This window comes from Geobacter sp. OR-1 (assembly GCF_000813145.1).
Classification (GTDB): domain Bacteria; phylum Desulfobacterota; class Desulfuromonadia; order Geobacterales; family DSM-12255; genus Geoanaerobacter.
The window spans coordinates 26,428-45,968 of record NZ_BAZF01000006.1 but is presented as its reverse complement, the minus strand read 5'-3'; the positions used below and the strand labels follow the sequence as shown (position 1 = coordinate 45,968).

Genomic DNA, 19,541 nt, shown 5'->3' with positions numbered 1-19,541 from the left:
ATCATGTTCAGAGATTTTGTCAAACACCTCTTTCCGCGGGTGGTTCTGAAAAGGAACCTGAGATTTACCTACACGCTCTGTCTGGGTGGGCTCGCCTTTACTGTTCTGCTGGTTTTGCTCGTATCCGGTTCACTTCTCCTGTTCCATTACGAACCGGCGCCCGATCGGGCCTATGCCTCCATCTTGGTGCTGGAGCGCGATGTCTGGGGCGGGATCTACATCCGCAACCTGCACCGGTTGTCTTCGCATCTCTTTTTCGCCTTCATTTTCATGCATACGGTAAGAGTCCTGTTGACCGGGGCTTACCAGCGTCCACGGCAGCTCAATTGGGTTATCGGCTGCGGACTGATGGCACTGGCCATTTTTGCCGGTTACACCGGCTATCTCCTGCCGATGGATCAACTGGCTTTCTGGGCGACGCAGACCGGCACCGAGCTGTTAAGAACGCTCCCCTGCGGAGATTCTCTTTACGGTATCCTTGTGCCGGACCAGGTAGGAGGGCACTTATCTTTGCTGCGGTTTTATATCCTGCATATAACCATTCTGCCTTTGGCGATCCTGGGATTTTCCGGGCTCCATTTCTATCGGGTCCGCAAGAACAGGGGGGTGTTGCCGTATCTATGAATAAGACCCGGTACAATAAAGCCGATTACGTGAAAAGCTCCCCGCATTTTTTCAGGCTTATTGCCCTGGCGGCACTGGTGCTCGGTATTACTCTTTTCTGCGGCTCCATCCTGTTGCCGGCCCCGCTGCTCGGCCCGGCTAACCCGGGCGCCGCGCCCAATCCGGCCAAGTCCGCATGGTTTCTTCTCTGGATTCAGGAGCTTGTAAGTCACGGTAACTTTCTTGTCTATCCGGTCATTGCTGTCGGAGGCATATTCCTGTTGCTTCCATGGCTTCCTGTCTACAAGCCTGTATGGCGGGCCTCATGGTTTTCTAACGGTCAATGGTTTGTCAACCTGATCACTATTGCCACGGTTAGCGTTATTATTTCCCTGAGCGTTATCGCGGCATTTTTCCGGGGGCCACAGTGGCAGTTCGTCTGGCCTTTCTGATCGCAGTACTGGCATTCTCCGGCGCCTATTCGGCAATGGCGGCGTCTTCGTCATGTCTTAAATGCCATCAACCTCATTATATGGAGATTGCCGCCTGCATCGACTGCCACGGGGGGGATGACCGCACCCTGAGAAAGAATATCGCCCATTTGGATTTGATTCCGGGGCACCTGGTCCGGTACAGGATCAAAGACAATGAAGCGGTAGTTTCTGGGGGGAAATGGCTGGAGCTGGCCGCGTGCCGGAGATGCCATAATATCAGGGGCAAGGGAAATCATCTGGCCGCTGATCTTGACCGACTTTCCGGGCGACATCCGGCCAGGCTGCTGGCTTCGATCATTACGCCGGTCGAATATATGCCGGATTTCCGGTTTGACAGAGCAACCGCATCCTTGCTAGTGAATGCTGTTCTGGCGTCAGCAGTTGTGCAACAACGAAAGATACCCGAAGCTCCGGTTAATGTCCGGTTCAAGCAAGGCGTGAAAACTGCCAATGTCTTTGAACAACATTGCGGCGCATGTCACAAAATCCTGACCGGATCGGGGGGATTCGGCAGAGGCAATATTGGGCCGAATCTTTCCGGGCTGTTAAGCATTTATTATCCGAAGACCGGCAACAGCGCAGCGCCATGGAGCGCCGAAAGGCTGGAGGGCTGGTTGCGCAATCCCAGGAAAATCAGGCCGCTGGCAAAAATGCCGCCGGTACAGATCGACAAATATCATTTCGAACAGCTGTTGTTGCTCATGACACCAGTCTTATCACCGCAATCTCAAGAGTTCTCTCGCTAAATCACAAAAAAACTCCAACAGGGATTAGTAGTTATCCCTATGATCAATTTCGCAAAAACAGCTGGTTATGGCTAATGGTTTAAATATTGCATTTTCCATATATATAGCTAGTGGGAATATTGGCTTGACATGCGTTAAATCTACGATTAAAATACGCTAAATTAACAAAAAAAACAGTTATACCGGTGTATTGCACCACAATATGCACCAATTAATACGGGAAAGGGAGGAGAGATGAACAGACTTGGGAAAAGGCTGGTAACTGTTACTTTGGCGGCCGGGCTGGCAATGCCTGCAGTGGCAATGGCGGCGGATGACCTCACACAGAAGATCGATATGCTTCAGAAAGAGGTCGATGCCCTTAAGCAGCAAGTGAAAAAGCACGAGGACAAAGCGATTGAGAAGTGGCTGACCATTGGCGGTGACTACCGGTTCAGGCTTGATTCGCTGAGGGGCGAGGTGCCGGCATTTGCCAACGCAATGACGTTTGCCAATACCTTCATGAGAACCGGAGATCAAAATGCCGCAATGGCAGCAGCAATGACCCCGGCGGCAAAGCCGGAAAACAAGACCCTGTACACGAACCGTTTCGGCCTCGATCTCCATGCCAAGGCCACCTCTAATGTTACCGTCAACGCCCGTCTCCTCATGTATAAAACCTTTGGGGCGCAGGATGACAATGCCGTGACCGGCGCATATTTCTCCGACAGGGTAGGCGTCTTTGACGGCACAATCGGCCACATCCCGGCAGACGGCGCTCTCGTGGTTGACCGCGCCTATGCCACCTGGGCCAACATCGCCGATTCCGGGGTCTGGTTTTCAGCCGGTCGCAGGCCATCCACCAATTGGGCTCCGGAGCACCTTCGTCTCAATAATGAGCGCCCCGGCAACGGCGGAGTACCGGCTCTCATGGTCGATTACGCCTATGACGGCATGACCCTTGGCTGGGCGCCGGATATTGAAGCCCTTCCGGGTGCTTATGCAAAACTGTGCTATGGTCGCGGTTTCGAGTCCGGCCTTTCATCGAGCGCCAACAGTGTCAAGCATGACATGGACATGTTCGGATTTAACCTTACTCCCTATGATACCGATCCGCTCAGACTGTTTTTCCAGTACAACCGCGGCTTCAACCTGACTGACACGGTTGTCATGAATAACACCGCCTTTGGCAATACCGCGCCTTCAGTTCAGCTTGGTGACGTAGACTGGTTCGGAATCGGCGCTGACAGCATAATCAAGAAAGTTGGACCAGGTACTCTGAATACATTTGGCCAAGCTGCGCTGAGCGTTTCCCGGCCCAACGGGTCAGTTTCCGCACAGTTCGGGAATGTGGGGCTGATGAACGGCACATTCATGGGACAACCAAGCGGTGCCGGTTTTGAGGATAAGACCGGCTGGGCAGTTCTTGTCGGCGCCCGTTATGATTATGATCGCACCAAGACCAAGCTTGGTTTCGAGTACAACCATGGTTCGCAGAACTGGATAACCATGACGCCGGCATCGGACGATATGTGGACCAGCAAGTACGGTACTCGTGGTAATGTATATGAAGGGTATGTGATTCAGGAACTGAATATGAAACCGGTATCTTCCTATCTTGCCAAGGTATTCTTCAAGGTTGGCTACCAGTATTATGATTTTGAGTACACTGGCAGCAATAACTGGGTTGGTGCGGCGCAGAAGATTTCCGATATCAAGCCGACTACGTTGCAACTGCTCGCCCCGGTAAAGAGCGCTCAGGATCTCTACGCAACATTCGAGGTTAAATTTTAGTATTGATATATATGAAAAGCTGAATTATAGTATTTGAAATTTCAGGGGGGCGCAAGCCCCTCTCGTTACGTCAGCAGAATTTGCAATTAGCAGCTTGTCATGTATGGAGAGCTTGTTAAGATTTATACATTAATGCCTCACTGGACAAAGGAGCAAAGCAATGAAGAGAATCGTATCAATCTTTCTGATGGTAGCAGTAATGGCGGTAGGATTGTTTTCTTTCAGCCGGAACGCCAGCGCCGAAGAAAAGATGACCGGGTCGGTTGCCAAGATAGAAATGGCCAAAGATGGCGGCTCGGCCACGGTAGTGATTAAAAACGATGATAAAGAGATCACGGTAACGGTTAATGATGCTGAGACACTGGACAAATTCAAGGACCATCGGATCAATGAAGGTGACGAAATCAAGCTCAAGTACGATGTTATTGACGGCAAGAATGTAAGCAAATTTTTCCGTAAAACTGCAGGTTGTTGACAGAAGACTTTGGCCGACGCAGCCTGCTGAGGCAGGCTGTTTTTTTGCCTATAAGTATATAAAAATCAATATATTTAATTTATGGCAATATTTGAGTATGTTAATTTAAAGATTATAGGGAGATCTGCACATGTTAAGAACAATGCTTGCCGCTGCCGGTATTATATCAATTTTCATTACCGGAACCGCCTTTGCCGGTGATCACAAGGAGGGGCGCGAATATATAGAGAAGAATGGGTATGACGGCCCAAAAACCTGTGAAGTGTGTCACGAGGGTACTGCAAAGACTTTTCTGGATACTGTGCACTGGAAACATGCATCCAAGGTGGACAATGTCGAGAACCTTGACCAGAGTAAGGAATACGGGATGAAAAATCGTATTTACACGATGTGCAACGGCAACGACATCGTCAATAACCTGAAGGAGATCCCGAAAAGCCCGGAAACCGGTAAGACCAAGTTTTCCGGGTGCAATACCTGCCACCCCGGAAACCATCTCTTCGATGTCGGTAGTTCCGGTGCCGAGGCGCAACAGGCGATAGACTGCCTGGTTTGTCACTCGTCCAGCTATGATTTCAGGGAGCGCAAGCCGTTTAAAAACGAGAAGGGCGAAGTGGTTCTGGGGCAAGACAGGAGCAAGAAGGCGGCACTTGGTATCGGCAAGCCGACAGTAAAGAACTGCATGGTTTGTCACGAGGCTGCCGGTGGTGGCGTTTACGTCAAGAGAGGCTTTGCCTTTAAGAAAGACACCGATGTCCATGCGGCCAAAGGAATGGTTTGCGTAGACTGCCACAAGGCGAGCAATCACCGCATCCCAACAGGTTATGATCCTAACAACTGGGCCAACGACGGCATCCGGCTTTCGTGCGACGACGCATCCTGTCACGGCGCCAAGCCGCATAAGGACGCCGATCTTAACCGGCATACCGCAAGAATCGCCTGCCAGACATGCCATATTCCCAGAACCGGCGGTGCAGTGGCTAAGGACTTTACCGCCTGGGAGAAGGGGGCCGACAAGTTTTATGAGCCGTCAACCCTGAAGCGGGAGGCGAACGAGAACGCCCCTATCTACGCCTGGTATAACAGGACTGTCCGCAATGTGCCCGATTTCATCGGCCCGAAAGGGAGCCGCGGCGATCGCGAAAGCAAGATCTATGCATTCAAGGTGTTCCAGGGCAAGGCGTTCTTTGACAAAAAGACCGGTAACCTCCTGGCAATGGATTTTGCCCCACCGATGGCAACCGGCGATACGCTTGCCGGCGTTGCATCAGCGGCAAAAACCATGGGGATCAAGGATTATGAGCCTGTCCCGGGTTGGCAGACGATTTACTTCGGGAGCAATCACCTGGTAACCAAGACCAAGGCGCTTTCGTGCACAAACTGCCATGCGCCCAATGGTCTCTTGAATTTCAAGGATCTGGGCTATACGGAAAAAGAGATATCGAAACTCATAAGTCCTGAATTGTACCTTAAGAAGCTGATTGAAAAGCAGAAGGAAGACTGGTAGTCGGATTTAGATCATGCCCGTCCGGGAACTGCCCGGACGGGCAAGTATTTTAGAATTGTGATGATGCCTCCTTGTTAATCAAAGTATTTTACTGAATTGAATCCCCTGAAATCCGTAATTCCCCACGATGTTGCCGCTTAGTTGCCAACTTTTCGGATATATTTGCGTATACGCCTGTTGATGGATTAATTCCGATTGATGCGGCGGGCTGTTTTGAGTATACTACATCGATTTTTCCGAGATTAGTACCTATACAGAGGGGGTATCTGCTGATGATAGATTTCATGGGGGACTGGAAAAGAACAGGATATTGCGGGGCACTTACGAGTGCTGACCTCGGCAAGGAAGTGGTGCTGATGGGGTGGGCCATGCGCCGCCGTGACCATGGGGGCCTTATTTTTATCGATCTTCGGGACCGGGAAGGGATTGCGCAGGTAGTTTTCGATCCGGAGATTAATCCTGAATCGCATGCTAAAGCTGAATCTGTACGGAGCGAGTTCGTCCTTGCCGTGAAAGGGAAAGTTATTCCCAGGCCTGAGGGGACGGTCAATCCCAATATGAAAACCGGCGAAGTGGAGATCCAGGTCTCGGAATGCCGCGTTCTCAACCGTTCCAAGGCACTGCCGTTCACACTCGATGAGTATGTCGATGTCGCGGAAAATCTCAGGTTGAAATACCGTTATCTGGATTTGCGCCGGACCCAGCTCCAGCAGAATCTCATCTTGCGGTCACAGGTCGCACAGGTTACCCGCCAGTATCTTACCGATAGCGGGTTCCTCGAGATCGAGACCCCGTTTCTGACCAAATCGACTCCGGAAGGGGCGCGTGACTTCCTGGTGCCTTCCCGTATAAATCCGGGTAACTTTTATGCTCTTCCCCAGTCGCCGCAGATATTCAAGCAGATTCTCATGGTTTCGGGTTATGACCGCTATTTCCAGGTGGTGCGCTGTTTCCGCGACGAGGATCTGAGGGCGGACAGGCAGCCGGAGTTTACCCAGATTGACTGCGAGATGTCTTTCATTGACCGCGATGATATCATCAAGGTCATGGAGGGACTTATTGCCCGTATCTTTAAACAGGCAAAGGGTGTGGATGTACAGCTGCCGGTAGAGAGAATGACCTATGCGGAGGCAATAAGGCGGTTCGGGGTGGATAACCCAGATCTGCGCTTTGGGCTTGAACTGGTCGAGTTGACCGATCTGGTCAAAAATTCCGGTTTCAAGGTCTTTGCCGATGTCGCGGCATCGGGTGGCATCATAAAGGGTCTGAATGCCAAGGGGTGTGCCGGCTTCTCGCGCAAGGAGATCGACGACCTTACCGAATTTGCGAAGATTTACGGAGCAAAAGGACTTGCCTATGTGAAGATCGAAAACGGCGCGTGGCATTCGCCCATTGCCAAGTTCTTCACCCCTGAAGAGATTGATACGATGAACAAGGCGTTTGATGCCGGCGAGGGCGACCTTCTGCTGTTCGTGGCCGACAAGCCCAAGGTCGTCAACGATTCTCTCGGCAAGCTCCGTAATCACCTTGCCAACCTGCTCGGTCTGCTGGACAAGAACGTCTTCAGATTTGTCTGGATAACCGACTTTCCGCTCCTGGAGTGGGACGAGGATGACAAACGCTGGGCCGCCGTACATCATCCGTTTACGGCCCCGATGGACGAAGACCTGCAGTACGTGGAATCCGATCCTGGCCGTTGCCGGGCCAAGGCTTACGACCTGGTGCTGAACGGCAACGAGATCGGCGGCGGTTCCATCAGGATTCATCAGGAAAAAATCCAGTCTCTGATGTTCAAGATGCTCGGACTGTCCGAAGAGGATGCGCGGATGAAGTTCGGGTTCCTCCTGGACGCTCTGGAGTTTGGTACTCCGCCTCACGGCGGGATTGCCTTTGGCATGGACCGGCTTATTATGCTTCTTACCGGCAGTGACTCTATCCGTGACGTCATAGCCTTTCCGAAGACCCAAAAGGGAGCGTGTCTCATGTCTGAAGCGCCGTCCCCCGTTGATGCAAAGCAACTCAGGGAGCTTGGTGTCAGACTTGCGGTTAAACAGCAGCCTTAAGGGGGCTGGATGGCTGCGAAAGGTTATATCTTAATTTTATTTGCCGGTCTGCTGTTGCTTGTAACAGGGTGTTCCACGCCGATGCCGCTATGGTACACCAAGGCCGGACAACTGGTGCAGACGGTTCGTGCCGATGGAGCGCCGACCTTGTCGCCTTCGGAGTATAATAACCTCGCCGCAACCTTTGCCCGAGCAGAAGAACTGTTGCTGAACGATGAGGTTGAAGAGGCAGATAACCTCTTCAACCTCGTCATCCTTAAAGGGGAACTCCTAAAGGAAAATTTGGCTTCAGAAAAGAAGAGGATCGCTGAAGTTGAGCGGCTTCGGCAGCAGGAACTGCAGCAGCGCGAGCAGGAAAGGCTCGCTGCTCTGGAGCACGAAAAAGAGATTCGCAGGAAGGAAGCCGAAGAGCTTTTGGCGCGAATAGCCGAGCAGGCAAAACAGGATGCTGAAGAAGAAGCCCGCAGACAGGCAGAGCGCCAGAGGGCTCAAAAAGAGCACAGTCTGGTCGCGAGTCACACGGTCAAGCGGGGTGAATCACTCCCTCTGATTGCAGCTTTGCCTGAAGTATACAATGATTCCTTCCTCTGGCCGCTGATTTACAGGGCAAACCGCGACCAGATTCGCGATCCGAGCAATCTCTGGCCCGGCCAGACTCTCAGAGTGCCTAGAAACATGAGCCGCGAGGATATGCAGGAAGCCCGCCGCTATGCCCAGGAGAGGCGACTCCACTGACCCTCCGATTTCACTCCCACTATAGTTTTTCGCAGTAATTTCACCATTATTAAACGATTATATTTTTTCTTGACACGCTATAGTGCTTTGTATACTGTATACAAACTTTTCTGCATGCTCCGACAGGAGCCCCTGAAACCCGGCGAACTGCATACCTAGAGCCTCTGGCGATGTTGGAATAAAAATCAAGGAGAGAACATGACAACAGCAAAGATTATCTGGTCAAAAATTGATGAAGCACCCGCATTGGCAACATACTCCTTACTCCCGATTGTAAATGCATTCACAAAGGCCGCTGGAGTTGTCGTTGAAACAAGAGATATCTCTGTTGCCGGCAGAATTATCGCAAACTTTCCCGACTATCTGACCGAGAGTCAGAGAATGCCGGATTATCTGGCCGAACTCGGCGAGCTTACCCAGAAGCCGGAAGCCAATATCATCAAACTCCCCAACGTCAGCGCCTCGATCCCCCAGTTGAAGGCTGCCATCAAGGAGTTGCAGGAGAAGGGGTACAAACTCCCCGACTATCCCGAGGAGCCGAAGACAGACGCAGAGAAAGAGCTTCATGCACGTTACGCCAAGTGTCTGGGAAGCGCCGTCAACCCGGTTTTGAGGGAGGGTAACTCCGATAGAAGGTCGGCCCGTGCGGTTAAGGAATACGCCAAGAAGCATCCGCACAAGATGGGCGCCTGGAGCCCGGATTCAAAAACCCATGTATCGCATATGGACTGCTGCGATTTTTATCACAATGAAAAATCCGTCACCATGAAGAACGCCGGCAATGTCAGGTTCGAGTTGGTCGGTAAAGACGGAAAGGTCACCGTTCTGAAAGAGAAGCTGTCTCTACAGGCAGGCGAGATTCTTGACGGGACGTACATGAACTGCAAAGCCCTGCGTAAATTCATCGAGGAGCAGATTGAAGACGCCAAGGCGAAAGGTGTACTGTTCTCCGTGCATCTCAAGGCCACCATGATGAAGATCTCCGATCCGATCATGTTCGGTCATTTCGTCTCTGTTTTCTTTAAAGACGTTTTCGAAAAACATGCCGCAACATTCAAGGAGCTGGGTGTCAACCCGGACCTCGGTCTGGGCGATCTTTATTTGAAAATCAAGCAATTGCCGGAAGCCAAACAGGCTGAGATAGAAGCGGATATCCAGGCGGAGTACAAGAAGAGACCCGAGCTGGCCATGGTGGATTCGGACAAGGGCATTACCAACCTTCATGCCAGTAACGACATCATCATCGATGCCTCCATGCCGGTCGTTATGCGCGACTCCGGCGGGATGTGGGGTCCTGACGGCAAGCTTCACGATGTAAAGTGCGTGATCCCGGATACCTGCTATTCGGAGTGGTATCAGGCGTGTATAGATTTCGTTAAGAAAAACGGCCAGTTCGATCCCACCACCATGGGCAGTGTCTCCAACGTCGGTCTCATGGCGCAGAAGGCCGAAGAATACGGTTCCCATGACAAGACCTTCAAGATTCCCGCCGACGGGACAGTGCGCGTTGTCGATGAGTCGGGAGCAGTATTGTTCCAGCACGATGTGGAGGCTGGTGATATCTGGCGCGGCTGTCAGGCAAAAGACCTGCCGATCAGGGACTGGGTCAAGCTGGCGGTAAACAGGGCACGGGCAACCGGAGCACCGGCTATCTTCTGGCTGGACAAGAACAGGGCTCACGATGCCCAGATGATCGAAAAGGTGAATACCTACCTGAAGGATCACGATACGAACGGCCTGGATATTCGTATCATGCCTCCCGTGGAAGCGATGAACTTCGCGATGCAGCGGGCAAAAGACGGTAAAGATACCATTACGGTCTCCGGCAACGCCCTGAGGGATTACCTGACTGACCTGTTCCCGATTCTGGAACTGGGCACCAGCGCCAAGATGCTCTCCATCGTGCCGCTCCTGGCCGGTGGCGGTCTCTTTGAAACCGGCGCAGGCGGCTCCGCACCCAAGCATGTGCAGCAGTTTGTGCAGGAAGGGTACCTGCGCTGGGATTCGCTCGGCGAGTTCCTGGCCCTTGCCGTCTCCCTGGAGCATCTGGCAGCCACGTTTAAAAACGAAAAGGCCCAACTCCTGGCTGATACCCTTGATCAGGCCAACACCAAGTTCCTGGAGAACAACAAGAACCCGGCCCGTAAGGTCGGCCAGATCGATAACAGAGGCAGTCACTTCTACCTCGCCATGTACTGGGCCGAGGCCCTTGCTGAGCAGACCAAGGACAAGGATCTGGCGGCACGTTTTGCCAAAGTCGCTCAGCAGCTTCACGAGAATGAGGCAAAGATCAACGAGGAGCTGATCGGTGCCCAGGGCAAGCCACAGGATTTAGGTGGTTATTACCTTACGGATCCGGTCAAGACCGAAAAAGCAATGCGTCCCAGCGCAACATTAAACGCGATCATCGACGCAATCTGATTTATCTGTAGGCCATAACAGAGTAGGCAAATACCAAACTATTCAAGGAGGAAGGTCAGAATGGCACGTAAAAAGATTTCTCTTATCGGTGGTGGTCAGATTGGTGGCGTACTTGCTCAGCTTTGCGCACTTCGCGAACTGGGTGACGTAGTAATGTTCGATATCGTTGAAGGGCTCCCGCAGGGGAAGATGCTCGATATCGCCGAAGTCGGCTCTGTTGACAACTTCGATGCCAATCTCAAAGGGACCAATGATTACAAGGATATCGCAGGTTCTGATGTTGTTATCGTTACCGCAGGCCTTCCGCGCAAGCCGGGCATGAGCCGTGATGACCTGATCGAGGTCAACTCCAAGATCATGACTTCCGTTGCCGAAGGGATCAAACAGTATGCTCCGAAAGCAACAGTAATCGTAATTTCCAACCCGCTCGACGCAATGGTTACTCTCTGCCAGAAGATCACTGGCTTCCCTTACAACCGCGTTATCGGTCAGGCCGGCGTGCTTGACTCCGCGCGTTTCATCACCTTTATTGCCTGGGAGCTGGGCGTATCCGTGAAGGACGTAAACGCAATGACCCTTGGCGGCCACGGCGACGACATGGTACCGCTCGTTCGCTACGCCAGCGTTAACGGCATTCCGGTCATGGAACTTCTGGAGCAGAAGTACAAGAGTGCTGAGAAGGCCAAGGAAGTCATGGAAGCAATGGTCAAGCGTACCCGCGGCGCAGGCGGCGAGGTTGTTGCCCTGCTCAAGACCGGTTCTGCCTTCTACTCACCTGCTTCTTCCGCCATTGCCATGGCTGAGTCGATCCTCAAGGATCAGAAGCGCGTTCTTCCGACCTGCTGCTTCCTTCAGGGCGAGTTCGGCGTGAACGGCTACTACGTCGGTGTTCCTGCAGTACTCGGCGAGAACGGTGTTGAGCAGATCCTCCAGTTCAAACTTGACGCCGAAGAGCAGGCCATGATGGACAAGTCTGTCGCTGCAGTTAAGAGCCTCGTTGACAGCATGAAGTAATCTTCCGGCTTCAGCCGCACTGAAAGTACTCCGCAAGCAAAAGAAGGGCTTCGGCCCTTCTTTTTCCTGTTTTCTTCACCTGTCACCTCTTCTCGTCCCGAAATTCAGGTCCAGAAACAATGTCTTAAACCTGACTTGCTTTTAGTGTAAACGCTGTGCTATAGTCTCACGGTTTTTCAGCCCTATAGGCCCAATACACAAAAGGAGCGTATGTAGATGGAAAAGAAGCTTCCCACAATCGAAATCATCGAGAAGTACTGCAAGGGTTGCCACATCTGCGTGGAATTTTGCCCGAAGCAGGTCCTGGAGATGAAAGGGTTTGTCGCGGCAGTAAAGGATCTGGAGGCCTGCATCAAGTGCATGCAGTGCGAGCTCCGCTGCCCCGATTTCGCGATTAAGGTAACTGCATAAACAATTTACAGGAGGTAAGTAACGTGGCTAAGAAAGTTGCTTTTCTGCAGGGTAACGAAGCTGCGGCCCAAGGCGCACTGTATGCCGGCTGCAAGTTTTTTGCTGGTTACCCGATCACCCCTTCCACAGAAGTTGCCGAAGTAATGTCGGCCGAACTTCCGAAGGTCGGGGGCAAGTTCATCCAGATGGAAGATGAGATCGGCGCAATGGCCGCTATTATCGGGGCATCGCTTACCGGCGTCAAGACCCTGACTTCTACATCAGGCCCTGGTCTCTCGCTTAAGCAGGAAAATATCGGCTATGCATGCATCACCGAAGTTCCCTGCGTTGTTTTCAACGTCATGCGTGGTGGCCCTTCTACCGGTATGCCTACCGGACCGTCGCAGTCTGACATCATGTCTGCCAAGTGGGGTACCCACGGCGACCATCCGGCAATCTGTCTTGTCCCCGCTTCTGTTCAGGAAGTGTTCGAAGAGACTGTCAGGGCGTTCAACCTGGCCGAGAAGTACCGCACGCCGGTAATGGTAATGCCTGACGAGATCGTTGCCCATATGCGCGAGCGGATCGTATTCCCTGAGCCGGGCGAGCTGGAAGTTATCGATCGTACTGCTCCTTCCGTAACACCGGACAAGTACAAGCCGTACGACACATCTTTCGGTGACGTTCCTCCTCTGGCCGGCTTCGGATCCGGTTACAAGTTCCATGTAACCGGTCTGAACAAGATGCAGGACGGATTCCCGACCACCAAGGCTGAAGTTGTTCAGGCCGAGGAAGAGCGTCAGGTCCGCAAGGTTGAGGGGAATGCCGCAGATATAATGAAGTGGGAAGAGTACCAGATTGATGATGCGGAAATAGTAGTTGTCGCCTTTGGCTCATCCTCCAGGTCAGCTCGTTTTGCAGTGAATGAAGCCCGTAAGCAGGGTATCAAGGCAGGCCTCTTCCGTCCGATTACCTTCTGGCCTTTCCCTGAGCAGAGACTCCTCGAGATATCCAAGAAGGTAAAGGCTTTCATTTCTCCGGAGATGAACCTTGGCATGTGTGCAGGCATTATAAAAGGGTGCATCGAAGGCAATGCCCCGGTTCTCGGCATTTTCCGCGTTGACGGAGAGCCGATCAATCCAGGTCAGATCCTCGACAAGATGAAGGAGGTCAAGTAACCATGTCTTTTGATTATGATAAATGGCTTCGCCCCGGCAAGCTTCCCCATATCTGGTGTCCAGGCTGTGGCCACGGCATCGTCATGAAAGGTCTTATCCGGGCGCTGGAGACTCTCCAGCTGAAGAAGGAAAATACCGCCATTGTCTCGGGTATCGGTTGCGCTTCGCGTCTCCCGGGCTACATTGACTGCTGCACTCTGCACACCGCACATGGCCGTGCTGCTGCATTCGCTACCGGGGTGAAGATGGCAAAGCCTGAGATGAACGTTATTCTCTGCGGTGGCGACGGCGATGGCACTGCCATTGGCGGCAACCACTTCATCCATGCCTGCCGCCGTAATATCGACATGACCTATATAATCATGAACAACATGATCTACGGTATGACCGGTGGTCAGTTCTCACCCTGTACGCCTACAGGCGCAAAGGCTTCCACGACACCTTACGGCAACCCTGATCCGGGTTTCGATATCGCCAAGCTGGCAATCGGTGCCGGCGCATCCTTTGTTGCCCGCGGAACGGCATTCCATGCCAACCAGATCGATAAGCTCATTGTTGAAGCGATTCAGCACAAAGGTTTCTCTGTTGTCGAGATCCTTGACGACTGTCCGACAACCTACGGACGCCGTAACAAGTACAAGTCTGTTATCGAGATGATGAACCGGCTCAAGGATGTTGCAGTTCCTGTCAAGGCTGCCGAGAAGATGGACCCCGAGCAGCTCAAAGGGAAAATCCTCACCGGCGTACTCCATAAGCAGGATAAGCCTGAGTACTGCCAGGAGTATGCAAAGGTAATCGAGCGCGCTCAGGGCACTGCCCGCTAGAACGAACTTCGCCAATTCAAAGGAGAGAAGAAAATGGCTGGAAGATATGAGATTCGCTTTTCCGGTGCCGGCGGGCAGGGGCTGATCCTGGCCGGCGTCATCATGGCTGAAGCTGCTTCCATTTATGATGGCAAGCAGGCAGTTCAGTCGCAGAGCTACGGTCCTGAGGCCCGTGGTGGAGCATCCAAGTCGGAGGTTATCATTTCCGATGACACAATCGACTACCCAAAGGCAACAAAAGTCGACGCTCTCCTCGCTCTTACTCAGGAAGCATGCGACAAGTATTCACATGACCTCAAGGAAGGCGGGGTTCTCCTCATCGACTCGGACCTGATCACCAGAGAGCCGGCAGGGAGTTTCAAGGTGACTAAGTTTAATATCACCAATACCGCCAAGAACGAAGTAGGTCGTGAGATCGTTACCAACATTGTTGCTCTTGGTGCCATGGTTGCTTTGACCGGTGTCGTATCTAAGGAAGCTGCCGAGAAAGCTGTGCTTTCCCGTGTACCCGAGGCATTTCTCGAGCTGAACAAGAAGGCATTCAACCTTGGTTACGATAAGGCCATGGCTGCCAAGAAGTAATTACAATTTCCATATCTGAATAACAACGCCCGGCACACTTGTGTCGGGCGTTTTTTTGTTCTCTCCCCATGCAATTGACATTCTTTCAGCGCACTGTAACCTCAATGCAGGGCGATAATCATCGCTTTACCTATCTTTCGGAGAACATAAGATGAATGAAACCGAATATCTCAAGAGTCAACTTGAATACCGCAAGAAGTTCATGGAGCAGATCAATGAAATTCACTCCGCCACATCCCTCAATTCGATCCTTATCCAGTTGAAAGACAGTATCGCCGAACTGTTCAAAGCGGAACGGATCACGATATATGTGGCTGATACCAAGAAAAACATTCTGGTTTCACGGGTGAAGACCGGTGACGAACTGCAGCAGATTGTGGTGCCGATCAGTACAACGAGTATCGCTGGTTTCTGTGCCTATTCCGGGACCATTGTCAATGTCAAAAATGTTTATGACGATCATGAACTGCGGATGATCAATACCTCTCTCAAGTTCGACAAGTCATGGGATCAAAAGAGCGGTTTCAAGAGCACGCAAATACTGTCTGTGCCGATGAAGTTCAACAATGTGCTGATCGGGGTCATCCAACTGATCAACAAGAAGGACCACACCGGGTTCAACGATATGGACATCAGCTATGTCTCCGAGCTTGCCGCTTCGCTCTCCATAGCGATCCACAATATCTACCGGATCAGCGCATCCACGAAGATCATCAGGCAGAAATCCCGCTACCACTATCTGTTGGACAAGAATATCATTGACGAACGTGACATTGAAAAAGCGAGCAAAAGCAGCGAAATTGCCGCTCTCGGCCTGGATCAGATCCTGATGAGGGATTGTAAGGTCTCCCGTGATGATATGGCCAAGTGTCTTAGTCTCTATTTTGGTACTGATTTCACCCTGTTCGATCCGCAACTCCCGCCTATTGAAGATATCTTGAACAAGATCAAGCCCGAGAGGCTGAGAAAAGAGCACTGGGTGCCGGTGAAGATCGAAAACGGCGTACTCTCCGTGGCAATGGAAGACCCCACCGATCTTGGCAAACAGGATCTTATCAAATTCATCTATCCCGAATATCGCCGGATATCCTACGTAGCCTCTTTCCGGGAAGATATCGAACGTTTCATCGATCATTATTACCATCTTGAAGGGAGTAGTCCGTCCGGCGACTCCACCAGCATCAATGACCTCCTCAGCAGGCTGGAATCGGGTGATGAGCCGGATGTCGAGCAGGAGGTTCAAAGGGTCTCGGAACAGGACAGTGTTATCGTACAACTTGTGAACAAGATCATTTGCGATGCCTACAGGATGAAGGCATCTGATATCCATATCGAGCCTTACCCCGGGAAAAACGATGTCCTGGTGAGAATCAGGGTCGACGGCCGGTGCAAGATCTATCAGCGCATCCCGTACAAATTCAAGCATGCGGTAACTTCGCGCATAAAGATCATGTCCGGGCTCGATATTGCGGAACGCCGCAAGCCCCAGGACGGGAAAATCGATTTCAAGAAGTTTGGTCCGATCGATGTTGAGCTGCGTATCGCCACATTGCCTACTGCCGGTCAGCTGGAGGATGTGGTCATGCGTATTTTGGCCTCCGGAGAGCCGATTCCATTTGAAAATCTCGGGCTCACCGAGCGGAATTCGGTTGTGTTTGAAAAATGCGTCAAGCAGCCGTACGGATTGATACTGGTTGTCGGACCTACCGGGTCTGGGAAGACAACCACTCTTCACTCGGCTATTGCCCGGATTAACGATGCGGAGACCAAGATTTGGACTGCTGAGGATCCGGTGGAAATAACACAGAAAGGTCTTCGCCAGGTCCAGGTGAACCCGAAGATCGGTTTTACCTTTGCTCTGGCTTTAAGGGCATTTTTGCGTGCCGATCCTGATGTGATCATGGTTGGGGAGATGCGCGACGAGGAAACCGCCGCGATCGGTGTTGAATCATCACTTACCGGTCACCTGGTTTTTTCCACTCTTCATACCAACTCAGCCCCCGAAACCGTAACCCGGCTGCTTGACATGGGGCTCGACCCGTTCAGTTTTTCCGACGCCGTGCTGTGCATCCTTGCTCAGAGGCTGGCCAGGCGGCTCTGCAGCGAGTGCCGGGAACTTTACAAACCGGAGAAGGATGAGATTTACGATCTCGTTGAAGAGTACGGCAGGGCCGATTTCCAGCTTGCCGGTATTGATATCGATTCTATGTCTCTATATCGGCCGGTTGGCTGCGAAAAATGCAATAATTCAGGGTACAAGGGAAGGGTGGGCCTCCACGAGTTGCTTGAAGGGACTGATGCGATGAAAGGACTCGTGAAGCGAAAGGCGGAGGTTGAGCAGATACGGGAGCAGGCAATCAAAGACGGTATGACTACCTTGAAACAGGATGGTATCTTGAAAGTGCTTCAGGGGATAACCGATCTTAAGGAAGTGCGCAGGGTGTGTATCAAGTAGTTGCTGGCGTTTGCGGGTTATGCAGCAGGTTCCGATGCGTTTTTTTCCTGCGATCCGGTCCTGCGTATCTGATTTCTTGGGGGACAGGAGATTCTTTATCAGCCGGTTTTTCCCGGGTAGGGTCATTGCCGACGCTAACCCATTCATCCGAACGGGAAAATTCTATAACCTTACCTGTAACGATCAGGTACTCTAGGCAGTAGTCTTCAACGATGTCGTAATTGTCGTCATTGTAACGTACCAGAACAAGCATCCCGCCCTCCGGTGAGGTGATTGCAGTCTATAGCATATTATTTGCTTTCGTCAATCTGAGGGAAAACTTTAGAAAAAACCTTAATAATGTTGATTTTTTATTTTAAATTTGATGATGTTAATTAGAGCTGTTGCCACAGGCCCGTATTTTCAACGATTCCACAAGGCGGTAATCGAGAGGGACCTTTTTATCCGTGATACCCAGAACCGATTCACCTTCGTTGCCGTGAAAGTCTGAGCCACCGGTTATGACAAGATTATGCCTGCGAGCGATAGCCAGCAGGAATTCCGAATCATCCAATGTGGCCAGGGTGTTGTAGACCTCGATTCCATCCAGCTTGAGAGCCACCATCATACCGATAACATCCCTCAGAACACCCCGCTCTCTGGATATTGTTGTTGGATGCGCCAGAACCGCAACCCCTCCGATCCTATGTATCTCGGCTATTGCTTCCTCCACCGGGAAATACTCTTTGGGCACGTCGCACGGGATGAGATAGTCGTTAAATGCTTGACTCATGTCAGCAGCATGGCCTCTGGCGATCAAGACTCTGCCGATGTGCGGTCGTCCCAATGCCCCGTCACTCCCTTTGGCAACCTCTTCAAAGCTGATCCCCGCTTTTCCTTCTACTGAAAGTTTGGCGTTTATCTTGTTGATTATCTCTTCGCCACGGGAGTCGCGCCTGGCACGGAAACCGTTCAATCGTTCGTTGAAAATCCTGTCGTTATGATCCAGGTAATATGCCAGGAGATGCACATCATGGAACTTTTTGACCTCTATGGAGAGTTCCACTGCCGGGATCAGTTCGACACCGTACTGCTCACCTGCTGCAATAGCCTCGTCGATTCCGGATATTGAATCGTGATCAGCGATGGCTATAACCTTTACACCTTGAGATGAAGCCATTTTCACCAGTTCCGCAGGGGTAAAGACGCCGTCGGAGTGACTGGAATGGATATGAAGATCTACTACAGGGAAGTTCATGGGGTGGTCCTTTGCACCGGAGGATGATTGCTCCTGATCGAATTATGCCGCAGTAGTTTGCCGATGTCACGTTAAACTGGTTGCGGCGCGTCTGCAGATGGGCTAGAATCCGGCGAGCAGATGAAGAGGAGGTAACGGTATGGCTAAAAAGCAGGGAATAGGGCTGGCAATTGCCGCCTTTGCGGTCTATATATCCGGAGGGATCATGGCCTTCGGAGGACTCGGCCTCATTTTTCTCATGAAGGGAAAGGATCTGTTCGGTTGGGGTGAAGGGCGTACTATCGGGTATCTATTGTTATGCGTCGGAGCCTGTTTTTCCGTTCTGGGGGTGTTGTTGATGAGAATCTTCCGGAACAGAGGGCTTGCTTGAACGGTTTTGACATCCATGCTGCAATGGCCGTTCTGCGCCAGGAAGCAATAAACTGGCAGACCCCGGCAGTTACGATCGTTTCACAGAGAGAAGGGAACCCGTTCAAGGTCCTGATTTCGTGCTTGCTCTCGCTTAGAACGCAGGACAGCACAACCGGGCCGGCATCGGAGCGGTTGTTCGCCTTGGCGGCAACGCCCGAAAAGATGATGCTGCTCTCGCGCGATGAGATAGAGCGTGCCATATACCCGGTGGGATTTTACCGGAACAAGGCCAGCCAGATTAGTGAAATCTGTCACCGGCTGGTGGAACATTACGATGGCATGGTCCCGGACGAAATCGAACCGCTGCTCGAACTCAAGGGGGTTGGCCGCAAGACTGCCAATCTCGTTGTGACGCTCGGTTTCGGCAAGCCGGGGATCTGCGTGGATACACATGTCCACCGTATCTGCAATCGTTGGGGCTACATTGCGACCCGCACGCCCGAGCAAACGGAAATGGCACTCCGGAAATGCCTGCCCCAAGAGTACTGGATTGAAATCAACGATCTGTTGGTCGCTTTTGGTCAGAACATTTGCCGCCCTTTGTCGCCATACTGCACAAAGTGTCGGCTTGCCGATATCTGTAAAAGATGCGGGGTCACCAGATTCAGGTAGTTTTTTTGTTTTTGCCCCTTG

19 protein-coding genes are annotated in these 19,541 nt (G+C 51.9%); 17 read left to right on the top strand and 2 right to left on the bottom strand.

The genetic code is table 11. The features are described 5' to 3' along the window. Positions 1-3: 3 nt before the first annotated feature. The 15 genes from OR1_RS07775 to OR1_RS07705 all read left to right on the top strand — a co-directional run bounded on the left by OR1_RS07775 (position 4) and on the right by OR1_RS07705 (position 17,260). Entirely contained in the window at positions 4-624 is a 621-nt protein-coding gene (locus OR1_RS07775; protein WP_041971113.1) for a cytochrome b N-terminal domain-containing protein, read from the top strand. Continuing rightward, positions 621-1,055 (top strand): selenite/tellurite reduction operon b-type cytochrome membrane protein ExtQ, encoded by a 435-nt coding sequence (gene extQ, locus OR1_RS07770; RefSeq protein WP_041971112.1) that lies wholly within the window; start codon positions 621-623, stop codon positions 1,053-1,055. The genes OR1_RS07775 and extQ overlap by 4 nt, the downstream gene beginning before the upstream one ends. Continuing rightward, positions 1,031-1,843, top strand: a complete 813-nt coding sequence (gene extS / locus OR1_RS07765) for a selenite/tellurite reduction operon c-type cytochrome lipoprotein ExtS (protein WP_052440323.1) — start codon at positions 1,031-1,033, stop codon at positions 1,841-1,843. The genes extQ and extS overlap by 25 nt, the downstream gene beginning before the upstream one ends. 234 nt (positions 1,844-2,077) lie before the next feature. After that, entirely contained in the window at positions 2,078-3,616 is a 1,539-nt protein-coding gene (locus OR1_RS07760) for a DUF3373 domain-containing protein (RefSeq protein ID WP_041971111.1), read from the top strand. Positions 3,617-3,776: 160 nt separating this feature from the next. After that, the gene (locus OR1_RS07755; RefSeq protein ID WP_041971109.1) at positions 3,777-4,091 is read left to right on the top strand and encodes a hypothetical protein; all 315 of its coding nucleotides are present in this window, start codon (positions 3,777-3,779) and stop codon (positions 4,089-4,091) included. A 142-nt stretch (positions 4,092-4,233) separates the two neighbouring features. Then, positions 4,234-5,598 (top strand): cytochrome C, encoded by a 1,365-nt coding sequence (locus OR1_RS07750; protein ID WP_370543339.1) that lies wholly within the window; start codon positions 4,234-4,236, stop codon positions 5,596-5,598. Positions 5,599-5,870: 272 nt separating this feature from the next. Next, positions 5,871-7,661, top strand: a complete 1,791-nt coding sequence (aspS, locus tag OR1_RS07745) for an aspartate--tRNA ligase (RefSeq protein ID WP_041971106.1) — start codon at positions 5,871-5,873, stop codon at positions 7,659-7,661. A gap of 9 nt (positions 7,662-7,670) precedes the next feature. Further along, a complete protein-coding gene (locus tag OR1_RS07740; protein WP_041971104.1) occupies positions 7,671-8,396 on the top strand; it encodes a LysM peptidoglycan-binding domain-containing protein in 726 nt (241 codons plus the stop codon). Positions 8,397-8,594: 198 nt separating this feature from the next. Continuing rightward, positions 8,595-10,817, top strand: coding sequence for an NADP-dependent isocitrate dehydrogenase (locus OR1_RS07735; RefSeq protein WP_041971103.1), 2,223 nt, complete (start codon positions 8,595-8,597; stop codon positions 10,815-10,817). Positions 10,818-10,877: 60 nt separating this feature from the next. After that, complete coding sequence (gene mdh, locus OR1_RS07730) at positions 10,878-11,831, top strand: malate dehydrogenase (RefSeq protein ID WP_041971102.1); 954 nt, start codon at positions 10,878-10,880, stop codon at positions 11,829-11,831. Positions 11,832-12,047: 216 nt separating this feature from the next. Further along, positions 12,048-12,242: a 4Fe-4S binding protein gene (locus tag OR1_RS07725; RefSeq protein ID WP_041971101.1), complete on the top strand. Its 195-nt coding sequence runs from the start codon at positions 12,048-12,050 to the stop codon at positions 12,240-12,242. 23 nt (positions 12,243-12,265) lie between these two features. Further along, the gene (locus tag OR1_RS07720; protein ID WP_041971099.1) at positions 12,266-13,399 is read left to right on the top strand and encodes a 2-oxoacid:acceptor oxidoreductase subunit alpha; all 1,134 of its coding nucleotides are present in this window, start codon (positions 12,266-12,268) and stop codon (positions 13,397-13,399) included. A 2-nt stretch (positions 13,400-13,401) separates the two neighbouring features. Beyond that, a complete protein-coding gene (locus OR1_RS07715) occupies positions 13,402-14,223 on the top strand; it encodes a 2-oxoacid:ferredoxin oxidoreductase subunit beta (RefSeq protein ID WP_041971098.1) in 822 nt (273 codons plus the stop codon). 33 nt (positions 14,224-14,256) lie between these two features. Next, complete coding sequence (locus OR1_RS07710; protein ID WP_041971097.1) at positions 14,257-14,805, top strand: 2-oxoacid:acceptor oxidoreductase family protein; 549 nt, start codon at positions 14,257-14,259, stop codon at positions 14,803-14,805. 151 nt (positions 14,806-14,956) lie between these two features. Beyond that, a complete protein-coding gene (locus tag OR1_RS07705; protein WP_041971096.1) occupies positions 14,957-17,260 on the top strand; it encodes a GspE/PulE family protein in 2,304 nt (767 codons plus the stop codon). Here OR1_RS07705 and OR1_RS07700 read toward each other — a convergent pair. Together OR1_RS07700 and OR1_RS07695 are read right to left on the bottom strand one after the other, a co-directional pair. After that, positions 17,253-17,513, bottom strand: coding sequence for a GSU3473 family protein (locus OR1_RS07700; RefSeq protein ID WP_041971095.1), 261 nt, complete (start codon positions 17,511-17,513; stop codon positions 17,253-17,255). The two genes, OR1_RS07705 and OR1_RS07700, sit on opposite strands and share 8 nt — an antisense overlap. Before the next feature lie 117 nt (positions 17,514-17,630). Continuing rightward, on the bottom strand, positions 17,631-18,497 hold the full coding sequence (locus OR1_RS07695) for a PHP domain-containing protein (protein WP_041971093.1): 867 nt from the start codon (positions 18,495-18,497) through the stop codon (positions 17,631-17,633). A gap of 139 nt (positions 18,498-18,636) precedes the next feature. Here OR1_RS07695 and OR1_RS07690 point away from each other — a divergent pair, with 139 nt between their 5' ends. After that, positions 18,637-18,867, top strand: a complete 231-nt coding sequence (locus tag OR1_RS07690) for a hypothetical protein (protein WP_041971092.1) — start codon at positions 18,637-18,639, stop codon at positions 18,865-18,867. Next, positions 18,864-19,520: an endonuclease III gene (nth, locus tag OR1_RS07685; protein ID WP_193377091.1), complete on the top strand. Its 657-nt coding sequence runs from the start codon at positions 18,864-18,866 to the stop codon at positions 19,518-19,520. The genes OR1_RS07690 and nth overlap by 4 nt, the downstream gene beginning before the upstream one ends. Positions 19,521-19,541 lie beyond the last annotated feature (21 nt).

Coding starts and splice junctions, on each gene's coding strand:
- mdh (WP_041971102.1), top strand. CDS start 10,878: ATGGCACGTAAAAAGATTTCTCTTATCGGTGGTGGTCAGATTGGTGGC.
- OR1_RS07700 (WP_041971095.1), bottom strand. CDS start 17,513: ATGCTTGTTCTGGTACGTTACAATGACGACAATTACGACATCGTTGAA.
- OR1_RS07750 (WP_370543339.1), top strand. CDS start 4,234: ATGCTTGCCGCTGCCGGTATTATATCAATTTTCATTACCGGAACCGCC.
- OR1_RS07705 (WP_041971096.1), top strand. CDS start 14,957: ATGAATGAAACCGAATATCTCAAGAGTCAACTTGAATACCGCAAGAAG.
- extQ (WP_041971112.1), top strand. CDS start 621: ATGAATAAGACCCGGTACAATAAAGCCGATTACGTGAAAAGCTCCCCG.
- OR1_RS07695 (WP_041971093.1), bottom strand. CDS start 18,497: ATGAACTTCCCTGTAGTAGATCTTCATATCCATTCCAGTCACTCCGAC.
- OR1_RS07710 (WP_041971097.1), top strand. CDS start 14,257: ATGGCTGGAAGATATGAGATTCGCTTTTCCGGTGCCGGCGGGCAGGGG.
- OR1_RS07740 (WP_041971104.1), top strand. CDS start 7,671: ATGGCTGCGAAAGGTTATATCTTAATTTTATTTGCCGGTCTGCTGTTG.
- aspS (WP_041971106.1), top strand. CDS start 5,871: ATGATAGATTTCATGGGGGACTGGAAAAGAACAGGATATTGCGGGGCA.
- OR1_RS07725 (WP_041971101.1), top strand. CDS start 12,048: ATGGAAAAGAAGCTTCCCACAATCGAAATCATCGAGAAGTACTGCAAG.
- OR1_RS07715 (WP_041971098.1), top strand. CDS start 13,402: ATGTCTTTTGATTATGATAAATGGCTTCGCCCCGGCAAGCTTCCCCAT.
- OR1_RS07735 (WP_041971103.1), top strand. CDS start 8,595: ATGACAACAGCAAAGATTATCTGGTCAAAAATTGATGAAGCACCCGCA.
- OR1_RS07760 (WP_041971111.1), top strand. CDS start 2,078: ATGAACAGACTTGGGAAAAGGCTGGTAACTGTTACTTTGGCGGCCGGG.
- OR1_RS07755 (WP_041971109.1), top strand. CDS start 3,777: ATGAAGAGAATCGTATCAATCTTTCTGATGGTAGCAGTAATGGCGGTA.
- OR1_RS07775 (WP_041971113.1), top strand. CDS start 4: ATGTTCAGAGATTTTGTCAAACACCTCTTTCCGCGGGTGGTTCTGAAA.
- OR1_RS07690 (WP_041971092.1), top strand. CDS start 18,637: ATGGCTAAAAAGCAGGGAATAGGGCTGGCAATTGCCGCCTTTGCGGTC.